This window comes from Bradyrhizobium sp. 18BD, assembly GCF_054185225.1.
Genome location: NZ_JAVAYL010000001.1, coordinates 212,753 through 233,331 on the forward strand (window position 1 = coordinate 212,753; position 20,579 = coordinate 233,331).

22 protein-coding genes and 1 tRNA gene are annotated in these 20,579 nt (G+C 64.4%); 13 read left to right on the top strand and 10 right to left on the bottom strand.

Going from position 1 to position 20,579, the window contains the following annotated elements; translation table 11 throughout:
* The first annotated feature begins 107 nt into the window (after positions 1 to 107).
* Genes RAD16_RS01010 through RAD16_RS01025 form a run of 4 tightly spaced genes read left to right on the top strand, consistent with a single transcriptional unit; the run spans position 108 to position 3,688 of the window.
* Positions 108 to 1,625 carry an AMP-binding protein gene (locus tag RAD16_RS01010; protein ID WP_458156027.1) on the top strand — a complete coding sequence of 506 codons (1,518 nt, stop codon included), beginning with the start codon at positions 108 to 110 and terminating at the stop codon, positions 1,623 to 1,625.
* Positions 1,626 to 1,644: 19 nt separating this feature from the next.
* Positions 1,645 to 2,283 (top strand): RraA family protein, encoded by a 639-nt coding sequence (locus tag RAD16_RS01015; protein ID WP_458156028.1) that lies wholly within the window; start codon positions 1,645 to 1,647, stop codon positions 2,281 to 2,283.
* A 28-nt stretch (positions 2,284 to 2,311) separates the two neighbouring features.
* Complete coding sequence (locus RAD16_RS01020) at positions 2,312 to 2,683, top strand: dimethylsulfonioproprionate lyase family protein (RefSeq protein WP_458156029.1); 372 nt, start codon at positions 2,312 to 2,314, stop codon at positions 2,681 to 2,683.
* Positions 2,684 to 2,731: 48 nt separating this feature from the next.
* On the top strand, positions 2,732 to 3,688 hold the full coding sequence (locus RAD16_RS01025) for a tripartite tricarboxylate transporter substrate-binding protein (protein WP_458156030.1): 957 nt from the start codon (positions 2,732 to 2,734) through the stop codon (positions 3,686 to 3,688).
* On the opposite strand, the gene RAD16_RS01030 is transcribed toward RAD16_RS01025, so the two are convergent.
* Positions 3,678 to 4,382: an adenylate/guanylate cyclase domain-containing protein gene (locus RAD16_RS01030; protein WP_458156031.1), complete on the bottom strand. Its 705-nt coding sequence runs from the start codon at positions 4,380 to 4,382 to the stop codon at positions 3,678 to 3,680. The two genes, RAD16_RS01025 and RAD16_RS01030, sit on opposite strands and share 11 nt — an antisense overlap.
* Positions 4,383 to 4,658: 276 nt before the next feature.
* Here RAD16_RS01030 and RAD16_RS01035 point away from each other — a divergent pair, with 276 nt between their 5' ends.
* Complete coding sequence (locus RAD16_RS01035) at positions 4,659 to 5,897, top strand: YcaO-like family protein (protein WP_458156032.1); 1,239 nt, start codon at positions 4,659 to 4,661, stop codon at positions 5,895 to 5,897.
* 158 nt (positions 5,898 to 6,055) lie between these two features.
* On the opposite strand, the gene RAD16_RS01040 is transcribed toward RAD16_RS01035, so the two are convergent.
* A complete protein-coding gene (locus RAD16_RS01040) occupies positions 6,056 to 6,364 on the bottom strand; it encodes a hypothetical protein (RefSeq protein WP_458156033.1) in 309 nt (102 codons plus the stop codon).
* Here RAD16_RS01040 and RAD16_RS01045 point away from each other — a divergent pair.
* The gene (locus tag RAD16_RS01045) at positions 6,332 to 8,026 is read left to right on the top strand and encodes a BTAD domain-containing putative transcriptional regulator (protein WP_458156034.1); all 1,695 of its coding nucleotides are present in this window, start codon (positions 6,332 to 6,334) and stop codon (positions 8,024 to 8,026) included. The genes RAD16_RS01040 and RAD16_RS01045 overlap by 33 nt on opposite strands.
* A 17-nt stretch (positions 8,027 to 8,043) precedes the next feature.
* On the opposite strand, the gene RAD16_RS01050 is transcribed toward RAD16_RS01045, so the two are convergent.
* Positions 8,044 to 8,544 (bottom strand): hypothetical protein, encoded by a 501-nt coding sequence (locus tag RAD16_RS01050; protein ID WP_458156035.1) that lies wholly within the window; start codon positions 8,542 to 8,544, stop codon positions 8,044 to 8,046.
* 29 nt (positions 8,545 to 8,573) lie between these two features.
* Positions 8,574 to 10,103 (bottom strand): peroxidase family protein, encoded by a 1,530-nt coding sequence (locus RAD16_RS01055; protein WP_458156036.1) that lies wholly within the window; start codon positions 10,101 to 10,103, stop codon positions 8,574 to 8,576.
* Between the two features lie 458 nt (positions 10,104 to 10,561).
* Between RAD16_RS01055 and RAD16_RS01060 the strand changes: the two genes are divergently transcribed.
* The 4 genes from RAD16_RS01060 to RAD16_RS01075 all read left to right on the top strand — a co-directional run bounded on the left by RAD16_RS01060 (position 10,562) and on the right by RAD16_RS01075 (position 13,883).
* Positions 10,562 to 10,987, top strand: a complete 426-nt coding sequence (locus RAD16_RS01060; RefSeq protein ID WP_458156037.1) for a hypothetical protein — start codon at positions 10,562 to 10,564, stop codon at positions 10,985 to 10,987.
* A 213-nt stretch (positions 10,988 to 11,200) separates the two neighbouring features.
* Positions 11,201 to 11,277, top strand: a tRNA-Arg gene (locus tag RAD16_RS01065).
* A 214-nt stretch (positions 11,278 to 11,491) separates the two neighbouring features.
* Positions 11,492 to 12,550, top strand: a complete 1,059-nt coding sequence (locus RAD16_RS01070; protein WP_458156038.1) for a DUF2252 family protein — start codon at positions 11,492 to 11,494, stop codon at positions 12,548 to 12,550.
* 193 nt (positions 12,551 to 12,743) lie between these two features.
* On the top strand, positions 12,744 to 13,883 hold the full coding sequence (locus RAD16_RS01075; protein ID WP_458156039.1) for an amidohydrolase/deacetylase family metallohydrolase: 1,140 nt from the start codon (positions 12,744 to 12,746) through the stop codon (positions 13,881 to 13,883).
* Between the two features lie 7 nt (positions 13,884 to 13,890).
* Here RAD16_RS01075 and RAD16_RS01080 read toward each other — a convergent pair whose 3' ends face one another.
* The 3 genes from RAD16_RS01080 to RAD16_RS01090 are packed head-to-tail and all read right to left on the bottom strand — an operon-like array spanning position 13,891 to position 15,381.
* A complete protein-coding gene (locus tag RAD16_RS01080) occupies positions 13,891 to 14,484 on the bottom strand; it encodes a TlpA family protein disulfide reductase (RefSeq protein WP_458156040.1) in 594 nt (197 codons plus the stop codon).
* Positions 14,477 to 14,938 carry a DsrE family protein gene (locus RAD16_RS01085; RefSeq protein ID WP_458156041.1) on the bottom strand — a complete coding sequence of 154 codons (462 nt, stop codon included), beginning with the start codon at positions 14,936 to 14,938 and terminating at the stop codon, positions 14,477 to 14,479. Before RAD16_RS01085 ends, RAD16_RS01080 begins: the two co-directional genes overlap by 8 nt.
* Positions 14,939 to 14,955: 17 nt before the next feature.
* Positions 14,956 to 15,381, bottom strand: coding sequence for a DoxX family protein (locus RAD16_RS01090; protein WP_458156042.1), 426 nt, complete (start codon positions 15,379 to 15,381; stop codon positions 14,956 to 14,958).
* Between the two features lie 103 nt (positions 15,382 to 15,484).
* On the opposite strand from RAD16_RS01090, the gene RAD16_RS01095 reads away from it, so the two are divergent.
* Positions 15,485 to 16,369: a LysR family transcriptional regulator gene (locus RAD16_RS01095; protein WP_458156043.1), complete on the top strand. Its 885-nt coding sequence runs from the start codon at positions 15,485 to 15,487 to the stop codon at positions 16,367 to 16,369.
* Positions 16,370 to 16,383: 14 nt separating this feature from the next.
* Here RAD16_RS01095 and RAD16_RS01100 read toward each other — a convergent pair whose 3' ends face one another.
* Entirely contained in the window at positions 16,384 to 17,529 is a 1,146-nt protein-coding gene (locus RAD16_RS01100) for an acyl-CoA dehydrogenase family protein (protein WP_458156044.1), read from the bottom strand.
* 127 nt (positions 17,530 to 17,656) lie between these two features.
* On the opposite strand from RAD16_RS01100, the gene RAD16_RS01105 reads away from it, so the two are divergent.
* A complete protein-coding gene (locus RAD16_RS01105; protein ID WP_458156045.1) occupies positions 17,657 to 18,334 on the top strand; it encodes an alpha/beta hydrolase family protein in 678 nt (225 codons plus the stop codon).
* 3 nt (positions 18,335 to 18,337) lie between these two features.
* On the opposite strand, the gene RAD16_RS01110 is transcribed toward RAD16_RS01105, so the two are convergent.
* Positions 18,338 to 19,312 carry a ketopantoate reductase family protein gene (locus tag RAD16_RS01110; RefSeq protein WP_458156046.1) on the bottom strand — a complete coding sequence of 325 codons (975 nt, stop codon included), beginning with the start codon at positions 19,310 to 19,312 and terminating at the stop codon, positions 18,338 to 18,340.
* Between the two features lie 169 nt (positions 19,313 to 19,481).
* On the opposite strand from RAD16_RS01110, the gene RAD16_RS01115 reads away from it, so the two are divergent.
* Positions 19,482 to 20,285: an enoyl-CoA hydratase-related protein gene (locus RAD16_RS01115; protein WP_458156047.1), complete on the top strand. Its 804-nt coding sequence runs from the start codon at positions 19,482 to 19,484 to the stop codon at positions 20,283 to 20,285.
* A gap of 3 nt (positions 20,286 to 20,288) precedes the next feature.
* Here the strand turns inward: RAD16_RS01115 and RAD16_RS01120 are convergent, their stop codons facing one another.
* Positions 20,289 to 20,561, bottom strand: coding sequence for a hypothetical protein (locus RAD16_RS01120; RefSeq protein ID WP_458156048.1), 273 nt, complete (start codon positions 20,559 to 20,561; stop codon positions 20,289 to 20,291).
* Between the last annotated feature and the right edge of the window lie 18 nt (positions 20,562 to 20,579).

The following is a 20,579-nucleotide window of genomic DNA, read 5'->3' on the forward strand; positions in this document are numbered from 1 at the left end:
CGGCAATGTCTTGATGGCATTGCCCCGGCTGTTACACTTCGCATCGTGAGCGCCGCACGCCGCGGCGCCGCCAAGAAGCTGCCAAGAACACGAAGTGGAAACGCCTGATGCTGCTGCCCCTGTCCGACGTGCCGCGCTGGTACGCTCAACGCAAACCGCAAGGCACGATCGCCGTCCAGCATGGGCAGGACAGGCTGACCTGGGACGAACTGGAGCGCGGCGCCAATCGCCGTGCGCGGGCGTTCGCCGCGAAGGGCGTCAAGCCCGGCGATTTTGTCGCAATCGGTCTTCCCAACGGCAACGCGTTCTTCGAGACATCTTTTGCGGTGTGGAAGTGCGGGGCGACGCCGACCTCGCTGTCATGGCGGCTGCCGCGTGGCGAAGCTGCCGCGGTTCTCGACATCCTCAAGCCCGCGCTGGTGGTCGGCGGCGAGGCCGACTGGAATGCGCCGAATCGTTTGCCGGCGGATTTCGTGCCGGAGGGTTTTTCGGATGAGCCGCTCAATCCGCCGGTGGCTCGTTACTGGAAAGCCATGACTTCAGGCGGCTCGACCGGCCGCCCGAAGGTGATCCTCGATCACCAGCCGGCGGTGACCGACACGGTGGCCGCGCCGCCGCTCAACATTCCCTTCGGTGTCTCGCTGCTCAATCCCGGCCCGCTTTATCACAATGCGCCGTTCATCGTGTCGCACTATGCGCTGTTCGCCGGTGGCAAGCTCACCGGCCTGACCAAGTTCGACGCCGAGGAGACGCTGCGCCAGATCGCGCGCGAGCGCGTGCAATGGGTCAATTTCGTGCCGACCATGATGCACCGAATCTGGGCGCTGCCGGAGCGGGTGCGCAACTCCTATGACGTGTCCAGCTTGCAGACCGTGTTTCACATGGCAGCTCCGATGCCGCCGTGGCTGAAGGAGAACTGGATCGGCTGGCTTGGGCCGGAGCGGGTGTGGGAGCTCTACGGCGGTACCGAGCGCCAGGGCTCCTGCATCATCTCCGGCACCGAATGGCTGACGCATAAGGGCTCGGTCGGCAAGATCGGTGAGATGGCGCGCTTGCGCATCATCGGCGAGGACGGCAACGACGTCGCGCCGGGCGAGACCGGGGAGATCTATTTCCTCAACAATGACGGCAAGGACGCCACCTATCACTATCTCGGCGCCGAGCCGAAGCGCCGCGCCGACGGCTGGGAGTCGCTCGGCGATATCGGCCGGCTGGATGCCGAAGGCTATCTCTATCTCGGCGATCGCCTTGCCGACATGGTGCTGCGCGGCGGCGCCAACATCTATCCGGCGGAGGTCGAGGCCGCGGTCTCCGAGGCCCCCGGCGTGCGGTCCTGCGTCGTGGTGGGACTGCCCGATCCGGAATTGGGACAGCGGGTACATGCCATCATCGAGCCGGAGGGCGATGCGGACGGCCAGGCCATCGCCGACGGCATGGCGGACTTTCTCAAGGACCGCCTCAGCCGCTACAAGCATCCGGAGAGTTTCGAGATCGTCAGCGCCCCGCCACGCGACGATTCAGGCAAGGTGCGCAGAACAATGTTGCGCGACGAGCGCGCGGCGTGGATGAAGCAAGGGCGTGCTTTCCGGATCATGCCGGCGAAGACGCGGGCGCACGCCGAATAAGAAGGAAGGATTTTTGGACATGACCATCACCATCGCAGCGAACAGCGTGCCGAAGCCGCCGGCCGGGATCATCGAGGGCTTTCGCGGCGCGCCGACATCGGTCATCTCCGACAATCTCGCCCGGTTGCCGGGCGCGGTCGGGCTCAAGCCGTATCATCGCGGCGGCAAGCTGGTCGGGACGGCTTTCACCGTGCGCACACGTCCGGGTGACAATCTCGCCATTCATCGCGCGCTCGAGCTGGTCGGCCCGGGCGACGTCATCGTGGTCGACGGCGGCGGCGACGAGACGCGCGCGCTGGTCGGCGAGATCATGAAGAACATCGCGCAATGGCGCAAAGCCGAAGGCTACGTCATCGACGGCGCGATCCGTGATGTCGCGGCGTTCGCTGCCGACGACTTCCCCTGCTATGCCCGCGCGGTGATCCATCGCGGCCCCTACAAGAATGGTCCCGGCGAGATCAACGTGCCGGTGACGGTCGGCGGCAGCGTGATCTCGCCCGGCGACATCGTGGTCGGCGACGAGGACGGAGTCGTGTCGTTTCCCGCCGCGGGTGCCGCGGCGCTGCTGGAAGCAGTCCGCGCCCAGGTCGCGCGCGAGGAGGAAACCATGAAGGCGATCCGCGAGGGCCGCTATCAGGGCTCTTACGGCAAATCCTGATCGAGGCAATGACGAAGGGGAGGATGGCGTGAGCCAGCAGGAAGAATTCCACAATATCGATAATCCTGACGACGGCCTCTTCCGCGAGCTCGCGGCGGGGGTGACCACGCGCATCTTCTCCGGCGAGCAGGCGATGCTGTCGGTGGTGACCCTGGCGCCGCATGCGCAGGGCACGCTGCATCATCATCCCGAGGAGCAGTGGGGCGTGCTGCTCGACGGCTCCGCCATCCGTGTCCAGGGCGATGAAGAGATCCCGGTGAAGAAGGGTGATTTCTGGCGCACGCCCGGCAATGTGCCGCACACCATGCGTGCCGGCCCGGACGGCGCCCGCGTGCTGGACATTTTCAGTCCACCGCGGCCAGAATACAGAAAACCGGGGTCGGGTTTCGGGACGACCTAAGCGCTAGAGAGCAACAAGCCAAGCGCAAGACCAAACAGGGAGGGGACCATGGCGATCACACGACGGGCGCTGCTGGCTGCGCCCGCCATCCTCGCGATGGCACCGGCACGCGCGCAGGCCCCGAAGATCACGCTGGTGGTGCCATTCCCGCCGGGCGGCTCGACCGACGCGATGGCGCGGCTGCTTCAGGCCAATCTGCAAGCCAAGCTCAACCGCATCGTCGTGGTCGAGAACAAGTCGGGCGCTGCCGGTGCACTCGGCGCAGCGCAGGTCGCCAAGAGCCCGCCGGACGGCTCGTCGTTCCTGGTCACCTTCGATTCCCACGCAGTGATCCCGTCGATTCTCGACAAGCCGCCGGTCGATGTCGAGCGCGAGCTGATGCCGGTGCTGCTCGTGGGCACCGCGCCCTACGTGATCGCGGCCGGCGCCGGTCGTCCCTACAAGAGCTTTGCGGACGTGGTGGCGGCCTGCAAGGCGACGCCGGGCGCGGTGAAATACGCCTCCGTCGGCATCGGCACGCTCGGCCATCTCGCCATGACCGTGCTCGGCAACAAGGCCGGCGTCGAGATCATGCACGTGCCCTATCGCGGCGGCGGTCCGGCGATGAACGACGTGCTTGGCGGCCATGTCGATCTCATTGCGGGATCGGCGGCGCTGGTCGCAGCGCAGCTCGGCACCAATATGCTGCGCCCGATCCTGCAGCTCGGCCGTGAGCGGCTGCCGGGCTTGCCGGATACGCCGACCGCGATCGAGGCGGGCTTCCCGGATTTCGAGACGCTGGCCTGGTGGGGAATCTTTGCGCCCACGGGCACGCCGCCCGACATCGTCGCCGGCCTTGCGACCGCGTCCAAGGAAATCCTGAGCGAGCCCGCGACCGCGGCCCAGCTCAGGGAGACGCAGCAGATGACGCTGCTGCTCGAGGATGGGCCTGCCTTCAAAACCTTCTTCGACAAGCAGGTTGCCTTTTGGGGCAAGGTGGTGAAGGACAACAATATCAGGGCGTGACGAGGCTCACAGGGCGCCTGCCGAGTGCGGCAAGGTCGCGCGCCAAGGGAGGCAGTGGCCGGAGTTCTTCCGGCTGCTTCCTGCTCTTTCGCCGCCTGGCGCCACACCTGCATTGAAAGACGCGCACCGGGCGTCTCATGTTGTGAAAATACTGCTCCCCGACATCTTCGAGTTGCAGGTCGAGGACGCTTTCGACGCGCGTCGCGATGTCGTCCGTCATCGCGATGCCGCCCGCGGGTGCGATTGCCTGCAGCCGCGCGGCCACATTGACGTCGTGACCATAGATGTCCTCGACGTCGGCCAGGATCGGGCCGCAACTCAGGCCCATCCGGAACACGATCCGGCTGTCCTTGGCGGTCCTTCGGCCGCGCTCGATCATTCCCGTCTGGACGTCGATCGCACAACGGGCCGCGTCAATCGCTGTCTCAAATTCGGCCAGGATGCCGTCGCCTGTCGATTTGAAGAACCGCACCCCGTATTCCCTGAGCTTGGGATCGACCAGCTCATGGCGATGGGACTTGTAGAGATAATAGGCGAACTCCGGGTCCAGGAATGTGAGCCGCGAATATTCGACGACGTCGACCGTGAGGACTGCGCCCCATCTGCGCTCGAGTGCCGGCAGGTTTGATCGACCGCAACCGATCGGCGTCTCGAGTATCACGGCACGTGAGCTTGCTGATGTTCTCAACCGCATAGTGTGCCTCCTCGACGAATGTTGCGACAATCGTTCGCGTCGGATGCAGGCACCTTACGGAGCCACCGTCATTGCAGCGTCATTTGACCGTAAAAGGCGAACGGTCGTGGGGAGGGCGCCAGGCCCGCCACCCGGGGCGGCTTTTCACGCACGGTTGACGAACCCGTGTCATTGCTGGCCACCGGCTGAGACCGAGCCCGCCCGGGGTGATTGGGCTTGCTCAGGGCTTCGGCTAGTATGACGGTTGCGTATCGCCGAAATGGGCAGGGATCGATCATGCATCTCGCCGTTCTCGACCTGGACTCCCCGCTTGGCCGCAAGCTGCTCGACCGCGTCGCCGGTCTCGCATCGGCCGAGCTTGTCGCGATCGCCGGGCGTCTGACTCGCTTGTTCACGATCGCGTCTCCCTTTGCACCCGGCTTCCATTGCATCGGCGGCGAGATCGCCATCGCTCCCGATCCGGCTGCGGCGACTGGCGCGGTGGTGCGACTGAGCGTCACAGGAAATGGCGAGACGCTGGAGGCCGCGCTCGTCTCATGCCTCGGCGAGGCGACCGAGTATCTTTCCCAGTTCGAGCGGCCGGGGGACATTGCCGCGGCGGTCGCAGCGAGCGATCAAGCGAGTTTTGTTTCGGACGGATGGATCGGTCAGGCCACATCGAGCGCCGATCGGGCCATCGACTGCGTCAATGCGTTCGATGCCGCAACCGGAGAAGCCATGCGATTGCCGGCCGATCTCTGCCTGAGACGGCCGCAAGAACGCATGGCGATCGAGCCGGTCAGCGCATTATCTTCGGGGGCAGCCGCGGGCCCGAGCTTCGACGCCGCGGCGCTTCGCGCGGCTCTGGAGCTTTGCGAGCGCGACGCGGCCGCGATGTGGTGGCTCGGCGGCTGCCGCCCGAAGCGTTTCGCGCTGGAGCACCCTGTGACCAAATCGGCGGCTGAACTGATCGCGCGGTTGCGCCAAAGCGAGACGGCGCGGCGAACCATGTTGTTCGACATTACGACCGATCTCGGCATTCCGGCCGTTGCGGCCGTATCGGTCGATTGTGACGGTAAGGGAATGGCATGCGGGCTGTCATCAAGGCTGACCGCGAGCGAAGCTGCTAGGGCCGCGGTCCTCGAGATGTGCCAAATGGAGATGTCGGCACCGGTGGCGGAAGCCAAGCGCGCCGAGCGTGGCGATGCCGCACTCAATGCGGCGGATCGTCGCCATCTGCGTCGCGCGGCGTTTGCGGCCGCGGATTGCGCGTTGCTTCAAGCGGTGGCGGTATCGCCGAGCGCTGCGAGCGTGCCGGCCGCTGATCTGAAGGGATTTGTGGCGCATTTGAGGAGCCGTGGCATTCGGCTCTTTCTGGTCGATCATACGCGACACGACATTGGAGTCGCCGTCGCGAGAGCCGTTTCGCCTGATCTGCAACCTTTTTCGGCAACTGTCGCAACGAAGCGTTTTTCAAAGGCGCACGACAATAGCGAGAGCCCGGATGTTGCCGGGCAGGACATCCCGCTATTCTGAGAGAAGATATCGCTAGACGCCCATCGGTTGCGTTTCGTAGACTTTAGTAAGCGTGGTTGACCATGACTCCGACATTGGTAGGAGCCTCAGAGGTGGCAACGGGCATTCAGGAAGCGCTGGCGAACGGGCAGCTGGCCCTCCGCCTCCTCGGCGATTTCTCAGCCAGGATCGACGAGCGCGAGATTTCGCTTGCGACGCGCAAGGCCAAGGCACTGACCGCCTATCTCGCTCTGTCGGACAATACGCAGGATACGCGCGAACGTCTGGTCGGTCTGTTGTGGAGCGAGAGCGACGAAGAACATGCGCGGGCGTCGCTGCGGCAGGTCGTGCATGACATCAGATTGGCCTTCGACAATGCGGGCTTCGCGGGATTTCGCGCCGACAAGCAAACTCTGGCGCTCGCGCGCGAACGACGCCTCTGCGATGTCGACGAGGTGCTCGCCGCCGCGGCACAAGGCACGGTGCATCCGCGGCTGCTCGATACCCAGCGGATCACCGAGACCCTGCTGTCCGGTCTCGACAACCTCGATCCGGCTTTCCAGGTCTGGTTGCTGACCAAGCGCCAATTGCTACACGACCGATTGACGCTCGCGCTCGAGCGCTTGTTGTCCCCCGATGGGGACTCGCGTGAAGCCAATGATGCCGCTCTGGCTCTGCTCAATCTCGATCCGACACACGAAGTCGCTTGCCAGCACCTCATTCGGGTGCGTGCGGCGCGCGGCGATGTCGGCGGGGCCCTGAAGATCTACAAGTCGCTGTGGGATCTATTGGAGGCAGACTACGACATCGAACCATCCAAGGAGACCCAGGAACTGATCGTTCGCATCAAGCAAATGCCAGGCCTGAACGAACAGCCGCAGGCACCGGTGGCCGTCCAGACCTTGCTCGGAGTGCCACATATGCTGACCCCCTCGCCAAAGCGGCTGCTCATATCGGTCTGCACATTCCAGGCGAGCGGCGTGCCCGAGGACATGCGTCACCTCGTCGACGGGTTTCGTCATGAATTCGTTGCTTGCCTCGCGCGTTTTCGTGAATGGTCGGTGCGGACATTGCCGCCGCTTTGGGAATCTGAGCCGAGGACGTGGTCTTCGCCGCCGGAATATATCGTCGAGGGCAGTACGTATGAGTTGAACGGCACAGTCCGGCTCGTCGTCACGCTGCGCGATGCGGCCAATTCCGTGTGCATCTGGAGCGGGCGTTATTCGATCACGCTGACCGAGTGGTTCGACACGCAGGAGCGTATCGTCCGCCAGATCGCCATGGCGCTGAACATCCACGTCTCGGCCGAGCGGCTGCGCCGTCTTGCGGCCGGAGGCGAGGTGACGCTGGAGATCCACGATCGATGGCTGCGCGCGCAAGCTCTGCTGTTGCATATGGACTCGAAGGATTGGCCGGCGGCCGCTTCGCTGGTCGAGAGCCTGCTGGCCGATGCGCCGGATTTTTCTCCTGCGCTCAGCGGCCTGGTTCAGTACCGCAACATCGCGCATATCGCGCTTCCCGGCCAGTTCCGCGATGTGTCCAAGCTGCCGGAGACGTTGCGGATCGCACAACGTGCGATTCAACTCGATCCGCTCGATTCGCGTGCGCAGCTCGCGCTCGCATGGACCTACCAGCTGCTCGGCCGCGTCGACGAATCGACGCTGCATGCCGCGCTCGCGGTCGATCTGAACGAGAACGATCCCTGGACCTTGATGGCATCGGGCCAGATCTTCGCTTATTGCGGCAAATATGAACGCGCGGCGAGCCTTTCAGCCGCATCGCTCCGCATCACGCCGGTCCCGACGGCGCCGCAGATCGCCTATTCCGGCGCGATTAAATTTCTCTGCTCCGACTATGCGGGGTGTTCCAATGTCTCGCGCGAGGATCTCGGGATGTCTCCGGCCTTCGTGATATGGGAATGCGCAGCCAAGGCGCATCTCGGCCGGCTCGACGAGGCCCGGGCGGATTTCGCGAAAGCGCTGGAGTGGATCGCCGCCGATTGGCGTGGCCAGCAGCCACCAACGCACGAGAACATCACGCGCTGGCTGCTGCACGTCTTTCCGATCGCGATCCGTGCCGACTGGGAGCGCCTGGCCGCTGGTCTTGCCGCAGCAGGCGCTCCGATCGAGGGTATCGTGTTCGGCCTGTAGTGAGAGCCTGGCTGGGCTCAGCCGCAGGTGTTGATCGTGTACTCGCCGACCCGCTCAGCGTGGAGCTTCGCCTTCTGGACCTGGCTGCTCGTCTCTTGAGGCAGCGGCTTTGTGCCGTGGATGCGCTCGTAGAAGGGCGGCAGAGAATACCCGTTGCCCTTCTCCAGTCGATCTTCGGACTCCGCGATCCTGAGGGCGTTCGGGAGCTTTACGTAGTGCGTATCTATCGGAACGTCGATCATCTCGAACTTCAGGTCTTCGTAGCCCGTGACGTCGGGATTATTGACGCCGTCGTCGAAGTAGAGCTGAACGCCGGCAGCCTGGGCCTGCGCGACGAAGTCGCGGAAGCTCGTTGGCCGGGGAAATTCGGGCTTGGCTTCGACGACGGTGGGATACGGATCCTGTTCGGTGATCACATGCCGGACGTAGTTCCTGCCGGTGGACCAGGTCTTGACCAGCTTGCCCCAATTCTCGTGATTGCCAGGAATGCCTCGGACGTTGATTTTCGGGTAGGCCATCGCTTCTCTCCTTTCACGCTACGTGGTTGTCATGCTGGGGTGACGCGTTGTCTGTCGTTGAGAAATTGCCGAACTGTGGTCATGCTGATCTTCCGCCCGGGGCCCTCGATGTCCGCCAGGAATGCGAAGATGTTGGTCTGGCGGCTCCCGCTCTTGCCGAGCGTTGCTGCCGACAAGGATGCAAGCTCGCTCTGCAGTCCGCCGGCGGGATTGCCTGGCAGCAGCCTATCGTACTGCAATACGCCGCAGATCACGTCGGCCACGACGATCGAACCCAGGATGCCCAGGCGTTCGCCCTGGTTGCCGGAGTCCATGCCTGCCTCGAAGCGGACGAACAGCGGGATGGGAGGATCGTTCGCGAGTGTCTTGATTTCCGTCGCCGACAGCTTGTTGAAGGAGCCGAAGCTCGCGTCCGATCGCTTGGTCAACCAGTCGGCAATGCGTGCGGCCCACGGCCGCGAACCGATCGGTCCCGCCAGGAATTCAGACTTCTCGAGCAGCGCTCCGTGACTAGTCCTGAGGCGGTCGACGAGGGACCCGATCGACCAGGGCTGGATCGCAATGGCGCTCAGGAGGTCGCGCGCGATCAGATCGCCTTCTCCGAGGACCTCTTCCCCGATACCGACTTGAGACCACGGTCCGATGCGGATGCTGACGTTTCCGGCGCTGGGGTCGCTGCTGAAGAACAGATCCCAATTCACCAGCCAGGCGGCTTCCAGCGGAACGTCGGACGGCGACTTGTCGGAGGTGCGCGCCAGGATCTGCTCGATGGTGAAGGCATTGGCCGGGTCATTGTTGAAGCGATAGATCGGCCTGATCATGGAATGGCCGAAACGGAAGAACCCGTTGGTGAATTCGAGCGGAGCCCGCCATTCGCCGCCGACAGCCCAGGGGGACGGTGCCTGACCGGTGCTGTAGGCCTGCCAGACGTCCTTGTGCAAAATCCGCGGAAGCAGGTCCTGACGGATCAGGTCGCGGTAGATCAGGACGCATGCGGTCCGTGCAGTCGTGAACAGTCGCTGCGCGTCGGCAAACGGATTGGCCGTCGGGGGCAGATTCCCGCCTCGGACCAGTTCGTCCGCGATGCAATTGTGCAACTCGTGGAAGAGAACCAGAATCTGCGAGATGATCGCGTGGGAATCGTTGCGCGGATCGGCGATCAGGGCTTCGGGATAGCTCGCCTTCCGGGCCAGCTCGGCGGCCGTGCTGGTTGTGCCTCGCGCGATGTCCTTTTTGGGACCGCTATGGTTCTGATCGTTCCTGTCGATCCGCGAATTGCCCAGCCGGAGCTTGCTGCGGAACGCGATCTGGCTCGCCTCATAGGCGTGCGGGCATTCGGTCGGTCCGCCGCCATAGACCGTCTCGAGCCGGAGCGGGGCATTTCGGACGTTGCTGAGCCCGGCCGTCTGCCCGTCGCCGAGCGACGTCGAGATCGCGCTGTGCACGAGATCGTGCGCAACCATCTGCAGAAAATAAGTGTAGCCGCTCGGCAGATTGGGATTTGGTCTCGCTTTATTCTCGTCCGGATTGAACCTGATCAGATGCGCGAGCCGCCTCATCAGGTTCTCGGCCCGCGCCCATTGATCAGCATCCGATGGGTCAAACCGGGCGCCCTCAAGCGTGAAACGCTGGTCGTCCGATGGAGGCGAGATGAAGTGGCAGAAGCCGCCGGGATCTTCTGCAGAGCCTCGCGAAGTCGGCTGATCATTTGAGGTCTGGCGGAAACGCGTCGAAGAAATCGTCCCATGTGATGCCATGGCGTCCTCGCATCTACCTGTCCAAGTCTAAGGCCATCTCCCGTGAATTCAGCGTGAAATGATCTTTCCTTGCCGCCGCGAGGCGCTTCACGCTCGCCTCACGCGCTCATCGTACTCCCGTCGATACAAAAAGCAGCACACCGGGAGGAAACAGTGCGCGACCCAGAGCAAGACATTTCGGCGCCAGGGTGTTGTCCCGGCCGGCCGACCTGCCAGCCCCCGCAATCTCTCAATTTCAGTCAATCAGCCGGGGCAATGGAATGGCCGACTTCTCAATTCGCATGACGAACAGGCTTCAATTCTCGACCTGCGATGCTCCGCACGTTCCGACAAGCAAGACGCATGAAGAGACCGTCCTTGTCGAGTTGCGCGGCGACCTTCTCACGATAACCGCGCTCGGCGCGGATAGCAGTCCCGGAAGTCGCGTCTATGCGCAACGCACGATCGATCTGCCGGAGACGTCCATTTTCATGATCCTCCCAGAACTGCCGTCCCAGGTTCGGGACGGCACCTTTTTCCCCGCCCTCGGCACCGTCGCGATCTTACAACCGCGTCCCGGCACGCAACGCCGACTGCGGGCGGTCGGCACGGACAACAACAGCGGGCAGTGTCACGGATGGATTTTTGACGCAATCGAGGTTGCGTCAAGTTCAAATCGGCCAAGCGAGGCAACGTCCGGCCGCTGATTCGCCGGCTGCGGTCATCCGCCGCGGAGGAGGTCCGCGTGCCGCCCACTTTTAGGCCATTGCTGGATCACGGCTCGCTCAGGTCGCGGACGACGCGAAAGCCGAAATCTAGGGTTGTGTGGCGCCGACGTGGTCGCGCGGGGCCCGAGGGCTTCCGGTTCGGCCTGCGCTTTGCTATGTACGGCCGGCAACCTGCCGCTCGGCGGGTTACGCGGTCCCGTAGCTCAGCCGGATAGAGCGACGGTTTCCTAAACCGTAGGTCGGAAGTTCGAGTCTTCCCGGGATCGCCATTTTCTCAATTCTCGGTTCGTCCGCTCTGAGTTCTCGCGAGGCTGCTCGCACACGCCGGGCGCCGTCCCCCGATACAATCAATGTTTGCATCCGGGTCTGTTTGCTCCTAGCATTTCGCCCTTGCGCTTCAGCCGGCATATGATGCTACCGGCGATTGATTGATTTCATGCGAGCCACGCCCCGGCTCAGGCTCGCCAACATTTTTGGTGACCCATGACATTTCAGCGCGACAACGCGGCCTACGAGAAGTGGCTGCGCGATCAATGCGACGTTGTCGAGAAGGATCTCGCCCACAAGCACGAGCGAATGCAGACGGATGCGTTCACATTCCTGCGCGCGACGTTCTTTCGCTGGGCGAAACGCATCGAGAAGATCTGCCCCAAGCTGAAAGATGCTCCCGCCGTTCTGTCGGTCGGCGACCTCCACGTCGAAAACTACGGCACCTGGCGCGACGCAGAGGGACGTCTGGTCTGGGGCATCAACGACTTCGACGAAGCCGCGTTCATTCCATATCCGTTCGATCTCGTCCGCCTTGCGACCAGCGCGCGGCTTGCGAAGTCGCAAGTCGACAATCGTGTGGCGGCGGCCATCCTTCTCGAAGGTTATCGTGAGGGACTGGCAGACCCGGCTCCGTCGCTGCTCGATGAGCAGGAGAGCTGGATGCGGCCCTACGTCGCCTGCTCCGACGAGGAGCGGCGGGATTTCTGGCACGAGGTGAAGCACTACCGGGAAAAGGAGCCGCCCGCTGAAGTTGCCTCCGTGCTCAAGGGAGAACTGCCGGACGGTGCCAAGCTCAAACGCTTTGCGTCGCTCAGGAAGGGGGGCGGCAGTCTCGGACGGCCGCGCTATGTCGCAATCGCGAAATGGAGAGGCGGGCTGGTCGTCAGGGAAGCCAAGGCGCTGGTGCCCTCCGCTTGGGATTGGGCTCACGACACGATAGACGAGTTGCATTTTAGCACGCTCGCGAAAGGCGATTTTCGTGCGCCTGATCCGCACCTCAACGTGTTCGGCCACTACATCGTCCGGCGCATTGCTCCGGATCAACGCAAAATCGATCTCGGAGACCGAACCGGCGTGCGGCTGAGGCTCGATCTGGTGCGCGCGATGGGGTTCGATCTCGGCGCGGTTCATGCCGCGTCCGGCGCCAGAAAAAAGATCGAGCAGGATCTTGATAAACGAAAGGACGACTGGCTGTACGAAGCCGCAAAGACGGCGGCCGAGGACGTTCAGAAGGATTTTGAGGAATGGAAGAAGGTTCGGCTGCCCTTGTAGCCGGATGACACCGGCGCCGCTGGTGAGCGCCCGCCGCGCGGCTCGATTTGCCAAGTCTGTTGCCAAGTGATTTGCCAAGTCGGCGCGAAAATTGCTAGCAAAATGGCCCGCAGAGACGACAGGCCGAAGAAGCATCTTCCGGCCTGTCCTGTGCCCCGCCACTGGCAATGCCCTGCCATATCCGGAGACGATGATGCCTTTTGACTTGATCCTGCGCGGCGGCCGTGTGGTCGACCCGTCCCAGAAGCTCGACGCCGTGACGGATGTCGCCTTTGCGGGCGGCAAGGTCGCTGTGATCGGCAGCGGGCTCAAGGCGGATCCGGGCACCGACGTGCGCGACGTGTCACGCTATATCGTGACGCCGGGGCTGATCGACCTCCACACCCACGTCTATTGGGGCGGCACCTCGCTCGGCATCGATGCCGAGGAATTCTGCCGCCTCTCCGGCGTCACCACGGCGGTCGACACCGGCAGCGCCGGTCCCGGCAATTTCGCCGGCTTCCGTAAGCATGTGATCGAGCCGAGCCAGGTCCGCATTCTCGCCTATCTGCACGTCTCGCATGCCGGCATCTTCGGCTTCTCGCACCGGATCATGGTCGGCGAAAGCGAAGAGCTGCGGCTGATGAATCCGATCGAGGCGGCCAAGGTGGCCGATGCCAATCGCGACCTCATCGTCGGCATCAAGGTGCGCGTCGGCCTGCATTCCTCAGGTACGTCCGGCGCGGTGCCGCTCGACATCGCGCTCGAGGTCGCCAACGAGGTCGGCATGCCCCTGATGGCGCATATCGACCATCCGCCGCCGAGCTATGAGGAGGTGTTGGCTCGCCTGCGGCCCGGCGACGTGCTGACCCACGCATTCCGGCCGTTCCCGAACACGCCCGCGACCGCGCAGGGCACGGTGAAGAAGGCGGTGCTGGACGCGCGCGAGCGCGGCGTGCTGTTCGACATCGGCCACGGCAAGGGCTCGTTCGCGTTCAAGACCGCGCGCGCCATGCTCGCCAACGGCTTCTATCCAGACACCATCTCCTCCGACATCCACCAGCTCTGCATCGACGGCCCCGCCTTCGACCAGGTCACGACCATGTCGAAGTTCCTGTGCATGGGCATGGAGCTGTCCGACGTGATCGCGGCCTCGACGGTGAATGCCGCGATGGCACTGCGGCGCCCCGAGCTCGGCAGCCTCAAGCCGGGCAGCGTCGGCGATGCCACGCTGATCTCGGTCAAGCAGGGCCAGTTCGACTATCAGGACGTCGTCGGCGAGCATCTGATCGGCGATCGCAAGATCGCGTCCGAGGGTGTCGTCATCGGCGGCCGCTGGTGGCATCCGAACTGAGGCGGTGCTAGCTCTGCTCGCGATAGAATTGCAGCAGCCGCGCGCCCGCGGGTGACAGCCACTCGGGCGCGCCGGCGATATAGCCCTCGACGCGGCCGCTCGTGCCGACGAGATAGGTGATGGGCATGCCGACGATCGAGAACATCTCGGTCGATGTCTGCGCCGCCGCGCCATAGGCGTCGACGTAGCAGGCCAGGTCTTTCACGGCGAGGCCGCCGAGAAATGCGCGGATCTTGCGCAAATCCTTGGTGTCGGTGCAGATCGCGACGATGTCGAGCCGATCGGGCCGCGATGCCGCAAGGCTTGCGAGCGTCGGCAGATCGAGCCGGCAGGCCGCGCACCAGGTGGCCCAGAAGTTCACCAATGTGAGGCGGCCCGGCTTCGCCGTCACGATGGCATCCCGGCCGTTCGTGTCGTGAAGCCGGAGCTGCGGCATCGGTGCGTGTGGCCGCACCACCGTGAACTGGTTGCGGCCGGCCTCGAACACCGGCGGCCAGCGCTCCTGCGCATTGGCCGCGCGCAGGAGAGCAAGAGCCGGCGCGGCCATCAGCATCGACCGCCGCGACAGCATTGCATCGCTCGCGCGCGCCGTCTTACGCATGGATATAGGCCCAGCCCTTGAGTTGCAGGTCGACCACGCGCCCGATGCCGAACGGCACGAGGCTCGCGCCGGCGATCAGCGGGATGGAGATCTGCTCCTTGGCTTCAGCGATCGCCTTGGACGAGGCGCACATGCTGTAGGTGAGGTTCGGCAGCGACTGCCGCAGTGTCGCGAGCGGCTCGACCAGCGGCGTCTTGTCGGCGCGGAAGACGTCGATGCCCTTGCCGTTGGCGACGACCTCGATCAGCAACCGCGCACCCTTGTCGGCAAAGTGTTTTGCGAGGTTGGCCGAGTAGCTGATCGCGTGTCCCATGACATAGGGCTCGTTGCTGTCGACCAGTATCACGACGCCATCGGCGAGGCGATCCTCCTTGGCCGCGGAGGGGCCGCCGGCCGTGAGGATCGACGCGCCTGCGAGCAGGCCCCTGCGGGACCATCCGTTGCCAGAGATCATGGCAGCAGGCCTGCCGGTTAGAACCGAGGCGCGATCGGCGCCTTGCTGTTGCGCCCCCACAGCACGAACAGGCTGAGCGCCAGCAGAACAACATTGAGCGGCGTCACCTCGGCCTCGCCGCGCGAGAGGTGGAAGACGAGTGCAAACACCTGCAACACCGAGCAGCCCAGCGCGGCCAGCACCGTCAGGCGCGGCAGGATCCGCGTCAGGGCCGGCAGCAGGATGCCGATCCCGCCGGCGAGATCGACCAGCGCGATGGAGCGCACGAAGGTTTCGGAATACTGGCCGGCAAAGGGCATCGCCGCGGCAAGCTGCGGAATGGGGGTCAGCAGCTTGTATAGCCCTGCCGAGATGAAGACGAAGGCAACGAGAGCCTGCGCAGCCCAGAGGCCGATGCGAAGAGCGCGCCCGGGGGAAGCGGTCGCGAAGGTGGTGGCGGACATGGTGGTTCTCCAAAATGTGAGGGTTGCCACCATTTGATAGTTTCCCCATTTTTGATCATCATCGGTTCCGGGATTAGTTTGTTTCCTGGGTGTTGATGATCTGATGGATACGCTGGTCAGTATGAGGGTGTTTTGCCTGGTCGCGGAGCTGAAGAGCTTTGCCACCGCGGCGCAGCGCCTGCGCATCTCGCCCGCCATGGCGAGCAAGCATGTGATGCAGCTCGAGAAGCGGCTGGGCACGCGGCTGCTCAACCGGACCAGCCGGCGCGTCAGCCTCAGCGAAAGCGGCACGCTCTATTTCGAGCAGACGCGCCAGATGCTGGATTCGCTCGACGAGGTCGAAGCCGCCGTCAGCAAGGCGACCGTCGTTCCGCGCGGCACCCTGCGGCTGACTGCGCCGGTATGGATGGCGAACACGATCTTCGTGGGCGTGCTGGCGGACTACCAGGCCCGCTATCCGGACGTTCGTCTCGACGTCGATCTCAGCGGACGCCTGGTCAACCTGGTCGAGGAGGGATTCGATCTCGCCTTGCGCGCGACCGGCGAGCCCGACGAGGCGCTGATCGCGCGCTCTATCACCAGCGTCCCGTTCTACATGGTGGCCGCTCCGGTCTTTCTGAAACGCGCCGGCCGTCCGAAGACCCTCGCCGATCTCTCGGGCATCCCCCTGTTGCAGTACGCGCTCTATCCCGGCGAGAGCTTCTCCTTCACCGGCAAGCACGGCCCCGAGACCGTCAAGCTCAATCCGGTGCTGCGCAGCGCCAACGAAACGCTGCTGCATATGGCGGCGCTGGAAGGCATGGGGCTCGCCTTCCTGCCGAAATGGCTGGTGGCCGAGGACATCGCCGCCGGACGGCTCGAGCACGTCTTGCCCGAGCACCTCATTTTCGCCGGAAAACTGTTCGCGGTCTACCCGAGCCGCAAATATCTCTCCGCGAAGGTCCGGACCTTCATCGACTTCGTCGCCGCCGACAAGCGCATGAGGTGACTACGGCGACCTGATCACAACGACCGCGCGATCAACAGCTTCATGATCTCGTTGGTGCCGCCATAGATCTTCTGGATGCGGGAATCGATGAAGATGCGCGAGATCGGGTACTCCTGCATGTAGCCATAGCCGCCGAACAGCTGGAGGCATTCGTCGGCCGTTTGCACCTGCTTGTCCGAGCACCAGTACTTCGCCATCGACGCCGTGACGGTGTCGAGGTCCTTGGCGACCAGACGCTCGATGCACCAGTCGACGAAGACGCGCGCGATCATGGCTTCGGTCTTGCGCTCGGCGAGCGTGAAGGCGGTGTTCTGGAAATCCATCAGCGGCTTGCCGAACGCCTTCCGCTCCTTGGTGTATTCGGTGGTGAGCTTGATCGCGCGCTCCATCGCCGCGACGGCTCCGACCGCGAGCGCGAGGCGCTCCTGCGGCAGTTGCTGCATCAGCTGCACAAAACCCTGGCCTTCTTCCTTGCCGAGCAGGTTTTCGGGCGGCACGGTGACGTTGTCAAAGAACAGTTCCGACGTGTCGGAAGCGTGCAGGCCGATCTTGTCGAGGTTGCGCCCACGCTTGTAACCATCGGCGCCTTCGGTCTCGACCACGATCAGCGAAATGCCCTTGGCGCCAGCTTCGCCCGTGCGCGCGACCACGATGACGAGATCGGCAGCCTGGCCGTTGGTGATGAAGGTCTTCTGGCCGTTGATGACGTAGGAATTGCCCTGCTTCTTTGCCGTGGTCTTGACGGCTTGCAGATCCGAGCCGGTGCCGGGCTCGGTCATGGCGATGGCGCCGACCATCTCGCCCGAGGCCATTTTCGGCAGCCAGCGCTTCTTCTGCTCCTCGGAGCCGTAGTTGAGGATGTAATGCGCGACGATGGCGCTGTGCACGGAGACGCCGGTCGTCAGTTCCGGCACCGTGCTTTCGAGATCGTCCAGCACGGCGGCGTCATAGGCGAAGGTCGTACCCAGCCCGCCATATTCCTCCGGCACGCTCGCCAAGAGCGCGCCCATCTCGCCGAGCCCGCGCCAGGCGAAGCGGTCGACCATCTTCTGCTCGCGCCATTTCTCGGCATGCGGCGCCAGATCCTTGGCGAGATATTTCCGGAACTGGTCGCGGAAGACGTCGAGCTCTTCGGTCATCCAGGAGGAGCGGTAGGACATGATTACCTCGGTTGATGCAGCTTCCCGCCTTGGTAGGCCAGCTAGCGGCGGCAATAATTGTGTTTTCAGGCTGCGCCGGTGGCGCTACCAAGGCGGCCGGAAACGCGTCTGTCGGGATGATCGATTTGTGGCCGCCAAAACTAAAGAGCTCAAGCTCGACATCGAGAACATCGGCACCGTCTCGGCGATCCTGACGCAGCCGGACGGCGCGCGCGCCTGTTACGTCCTGGCACATGGCGCCGGCGCCGACATGCGGCATGCGTTCATGGCGAAGACCGCAGAAGGGCTCGCGGATCGTGGCATCGCGACGTTCCGTTTCAATTTTCCCTACATGGAAATGAAGAAGGGGCGCCCCGACCAGCCGGCCGTCGCGCACGCCGCCATCCGCGCGGCGGTGGAGGAGGCCGCACAGCTGTGTCCCGGTGTGCCGCTGATCGCTGGCGGGAAATCCTTCGGTGGGCGCATGTCCTCGCAGGCGCAGTCGAAGGCACCGCTGCCTAGCGTCAAAGGGCTCGCCTTCCTCGGCTTTCCCCTGCATGCCGACAAGAAGCCGTCGTCCGAGCGCGCCGCGCACCTCGCCGGCATCGCAATCCCCATGCTGTTCCTGCAAGGCACGCGCGATGGGCTTGCCGACCTCGGCCATCTCAAGCCTGTCATCGCGTCGCTCGGGGCGAAGGCGACGCTGCATGAGATCGAAGGCGGCGATCATTCCTTCGCGGTGCTGAAGAAGTCGGGCCGCACCAATGACGAGGCGCTCACAGAGGTGCTCGACACGCTCGCGGCCTGGATCGATGATCTCGGCTAAAGCTCAGGCCGAATAGAGCCCCTTGTCGCGCGCCTTCTGGATCGCGAGCGCGGCGATCAGGTCGAGCGTCGGCGTCGACAGGCCGGCGGTGCGGGCGAAGGCGGCGGGCGCCTTCACCAGCACGTCGATCTCCATGGCGCGGCCGAGCTCGTAGTCCTGCAGCAGCGACGGCTTGTGGTTGGGGGCGGGGCCGCTGCGCGTCACGCGCTTGACCTCGGGGATGAAGTGCTGGGCGATGTCGTTGGCCTCGTTCAGCATCCGCGGAATGACCTCGGCAAAGGCGGGGTCGTCGCGCACGCCGCGCGCGGTCTGGCCGGTGAGCAGGCACAGCACCGACAGCGACATGTTGGTCAGCAGCTTTGACCAGATCGCCTCGCGGATCTCGGCCACCGGCGGCGATTCCAGCCGCGCGTCGTTGAAGGCGCCGCGGAGTTTTGTGATGCGCTCGCAATTGCGGTCGTCGCATTCGCCGATCAGGAGGCGGTTGCGGTCCGGGGTGAGGTTCTGCACCACGCCGGGCGCGGTCACCTCGTTGGAGGAGAAGATGACGCCGCCGATGATCCGCTCCTTCGGGATGCAGGCGCGCAGGCGTCCGCCCGGATCGAGGAAGGAGATGTCCGGCGGCGTCGGATGCCGCGGCGGCAGGCCGATCCCATACCACCAGGGAATGCCGTTCTGCGCGAACACGATCGCGGTGTCGTCCTGCAGCAGCGGCTTGATGCTGGCAACCAGCCCGGTCAGCGCGGTGGCTTTCAGAGCCGAGATTACGACGTCCTGCGGGCCGAGCTGGGCCGGATCGCCGGACGCGTTCACCTTGGCAGTGACCTCGGAATCGCCGACGCGCAGCTTCAGGCCATTGGCGCGGACCGCCTCCAGATGCGCCCCCCGCATCACGCAACTGACCTCATGACCGGCGCGCGCCAGCCGCACCGCAATATGGCTGCCGACGGCGCCCGCGCCGAAAATGCAGATGCGCATATGATGTCCCGTCCCTGATCGCTTTGCCTAGTCCCTGGATGCCGCCTAGCCGCAGAATGACACAAGCCGCCATGCGATGGGCGCGGCCGCCCCACGCTGGAAAGATATGGATCGGGATGCGTTGCCTCGGCCATAGTGCGCAGCAAACAAGATGACTGGAGGATCGCCGATGACTGCCAACCCCGTCCTGTGGACCCTCGATGAGCGTGGGGTTGCGACCGTCACGTTGAACCGGCCGGAGGTGAACAACGCCTATGACGGCGCCTTGATCGCCGGCGTGCTCGCAGCCATGGACGATCTCGGTAAGAAACCGAACCTGCGCGTCGTCGTGCTCAAGGGCAACGGCAAGCACTTTCAGGCCGGCGCCGACCTCAAATGGATCAACGGCGTGCGGCCACAATCGCCTGAGGCGAACGAGGCGGCCTCGAAGGCAACGTTCGAGGCGGTGCAGCGTCTCAATACCTTGCCGATCCCGACCGTTGCGCTGGTACAGGGTGGCTGCTTTGGCGGCGGCACCGGCGTCATCGCGGCCTGCGACGTCGTGATTGCCGCCGACAACGCCCTGTTCTCCATCACCGAGGTGCGCTGGGGCCTGACCGCCGCGATCATCATCCCGCAGCTCTGCGACGCCATTAGTGTACGGCAGGTCCGCCGCTACGCGCTGACCGGCGAACGTTTCGGCGCCGAGGATGCCCGCCGCATCGGCCTCGTCCACGAGGTGGTGCCGCTCGCCGACCTCGAAGCCGCAGGCAGCAAGGTGGTCGAGCAACTGCTCGCCAACGGGCCGGCCGCGATGGCGGAGACCAAGCGCCTTGCGCTGGAGAGCTCGTTCGGCGGCATGGCGGTGGACGATGCCGCCTACAAGCGGCTCGTGCACCTGCATTCGGTCAAGCGCCAGAGCGCGGAAGCGGCGGAAGGATTGGCCTCGTTCGCCGAGAAGCGGGCGGCGAAGTGGGGCGGCGGCAAAGGCTGACCGTCAGCAGCCGCGGCAGATGTTGTTGATGCTGCGATAGACGGCATCGTCGTCCTGCCGCATCTGGCGCAGCGATTGGAGCGTGTTGCTCTCGTCGGCTGGCGCGGCGGGCTTGCGCTTGGCCGCGAGCTCTTCTTCCTGTCGCTTGTAGCAGGCTTCGCGCTCGGGCTTGGCCTGGATGAAGCGGCAGCTTTGCTCCACAGCCGAGGCGGGGGTGGTTGAGATCGCGAAGGCGGTCAGGGCGGCGAGAGCGAATTTCAAAACGATCGAATCCATGGGGCCCTTCTCTCAGGT

What these genes read in the sequence shown, in the direction of transcription:
- RAD16_RS01010 (WP_458156027.1), top strand. Translation starts at nt 108, where the DNA reads ATGCTGCTGCCCCTGTCCGACGTGCCGCGCTGGTACGCTCAACGCAAA.
- RAD16_RS01015 (WP_458156028.1), top strand. Translation starts at nt 1,645, where the DNA reads ATGACCATCACCATCGCAGCGAACAGCGTGCCGAAGCCGCCGGCCGGG.
- RAD16_RS01025 (WP_458156030.1), top strand. Translation starts at nt 2,732, where the DNA reads ATGGCGATCACACGACGGGCGCTGCTGGCTGCGCCCGCCATCCTCGCG.
- RAD16_RS01030 (WP_458156031.1), bottom strand. Translation starts at nt 4,382, where the DNA reads ATGCGGTTGAGAACATCAGCAAGCTCACGTGCCGTGATACTCGAGACG.
- RAD16_RS01035 (WP_458156032.1), top strand. Translation starts at nt 4,659, where the DNA reads ATGCATCTCGCCGTTCTCGACCTGGACTCCCCGCTTGGCCGCAAGCTG.
- RAD16_RS01040 (WP_458156033.1), bottom strand. Translation starts at nt 6,364, where the DNA reads ATGCACCGTGCCTTGTGCCGCGGCGGCGAGCACCTCGTCGACATCGCA.
- RAD16_RS01050 (WP_458156035.1), bottom strand. Translation starts at nt 8,544, where the DNA reads ATGGCCTACCCGAAAATCAACGTCCGAGGCATTCCTGGCAATCACGAG.
- RAD16_RS01055 (WP_458156036.1), bottom strand. Translation starts at nt 10,103, where the DNA reads ATGAGGCGGCTCGCGCATCTGATCAGGTTCAATCCGGACGAGAATAAA.
- RAD16_RS01060 (WP_458156037.1), top strand. Translation starts at nt 10,562, where the DNA reads ATGGCCGACTTCTCAATTCGCATGACGAACAGGCTTCAATTCTCGACC.
- RAD16_RS01070 (WP_458156038.1), top strand. Translation starts at nt 11,492, where the DNA reads ATGACATTTCAGCGCGACAACGCGGCCTACGAGAAGTGGCTGCGCGAT.
- RAD16_RS01075 (WP_458156039.1), top strand. Translation starts at nt 12,744, where the DNA reads ATGCCTTTTGACTTGATCCTGCGCGGCGGCCGTGTGGTCGACCCGTCC.
- RAD16_RS01080 (WP_458156040.1), bottom strand. Translation starts at nt 14,484, where the DNA reads ATGCGTAAGACGGCGCGCGCGAGCGATGCAATGCTGTCGCGGCGGTCG.
- RAD16_RS01085 (WP_458156041.1), bottom strand. Translation starts at nt 14,938, where the DNA reads ATGATCTCTGGCAACGGATGGTCCCGCAGGGGCCTGCTCGCAGGCGCG.
- RAD16_RS01090 (WP_458156042.1), bottom strand. Translation starts at nt 15,381, where the DNA reads ATGTCCGCCACCACCTTCGCGACCGCTTCCCCCGGGCGCGCTCTTCGC.
- RAD16_RS01095 (WP_458156043.1), top strand. Translation starts at nt 15,485, where the DNA reads ATGGATACGCTGGTCAGTATGAGGGTGTTTTGCCTGGTCGCGGAGCTG.
- RAD16_RS01100 (WP_458156044.1), bottom strand. Translation starts at nt 17,529, where the DNA reads ATGTCCTACCGCTCCTCCTGGATGACCGAAGAGCTCGACGTCTTCCGC.
- RAD16_RS01110 (WP_458156046.1), bottom strand. Translation starts at nt 19,312, where the DNA reads ATGCGCATCTGCATTTTCGGCGCGGGCGCCGTCGGCAGCCATATTGCG.
- RAD16_RS01115 (WP_458156047.1), top strand. Translation starts at nt 19,482, where the DNA reads ATGACTGCCAACCCCGTCCTGTGGACCCTCGATGAGCGTGGGGTTGCG.
- RAD16_RS01120 (WP_458156048.1), bottom strand. Translation starts at nt 20,561, where the DNA reads ATGGATTCGATCGTTTTGAAATTCGCTCTCGCCGCCCTGACCGCCTTC.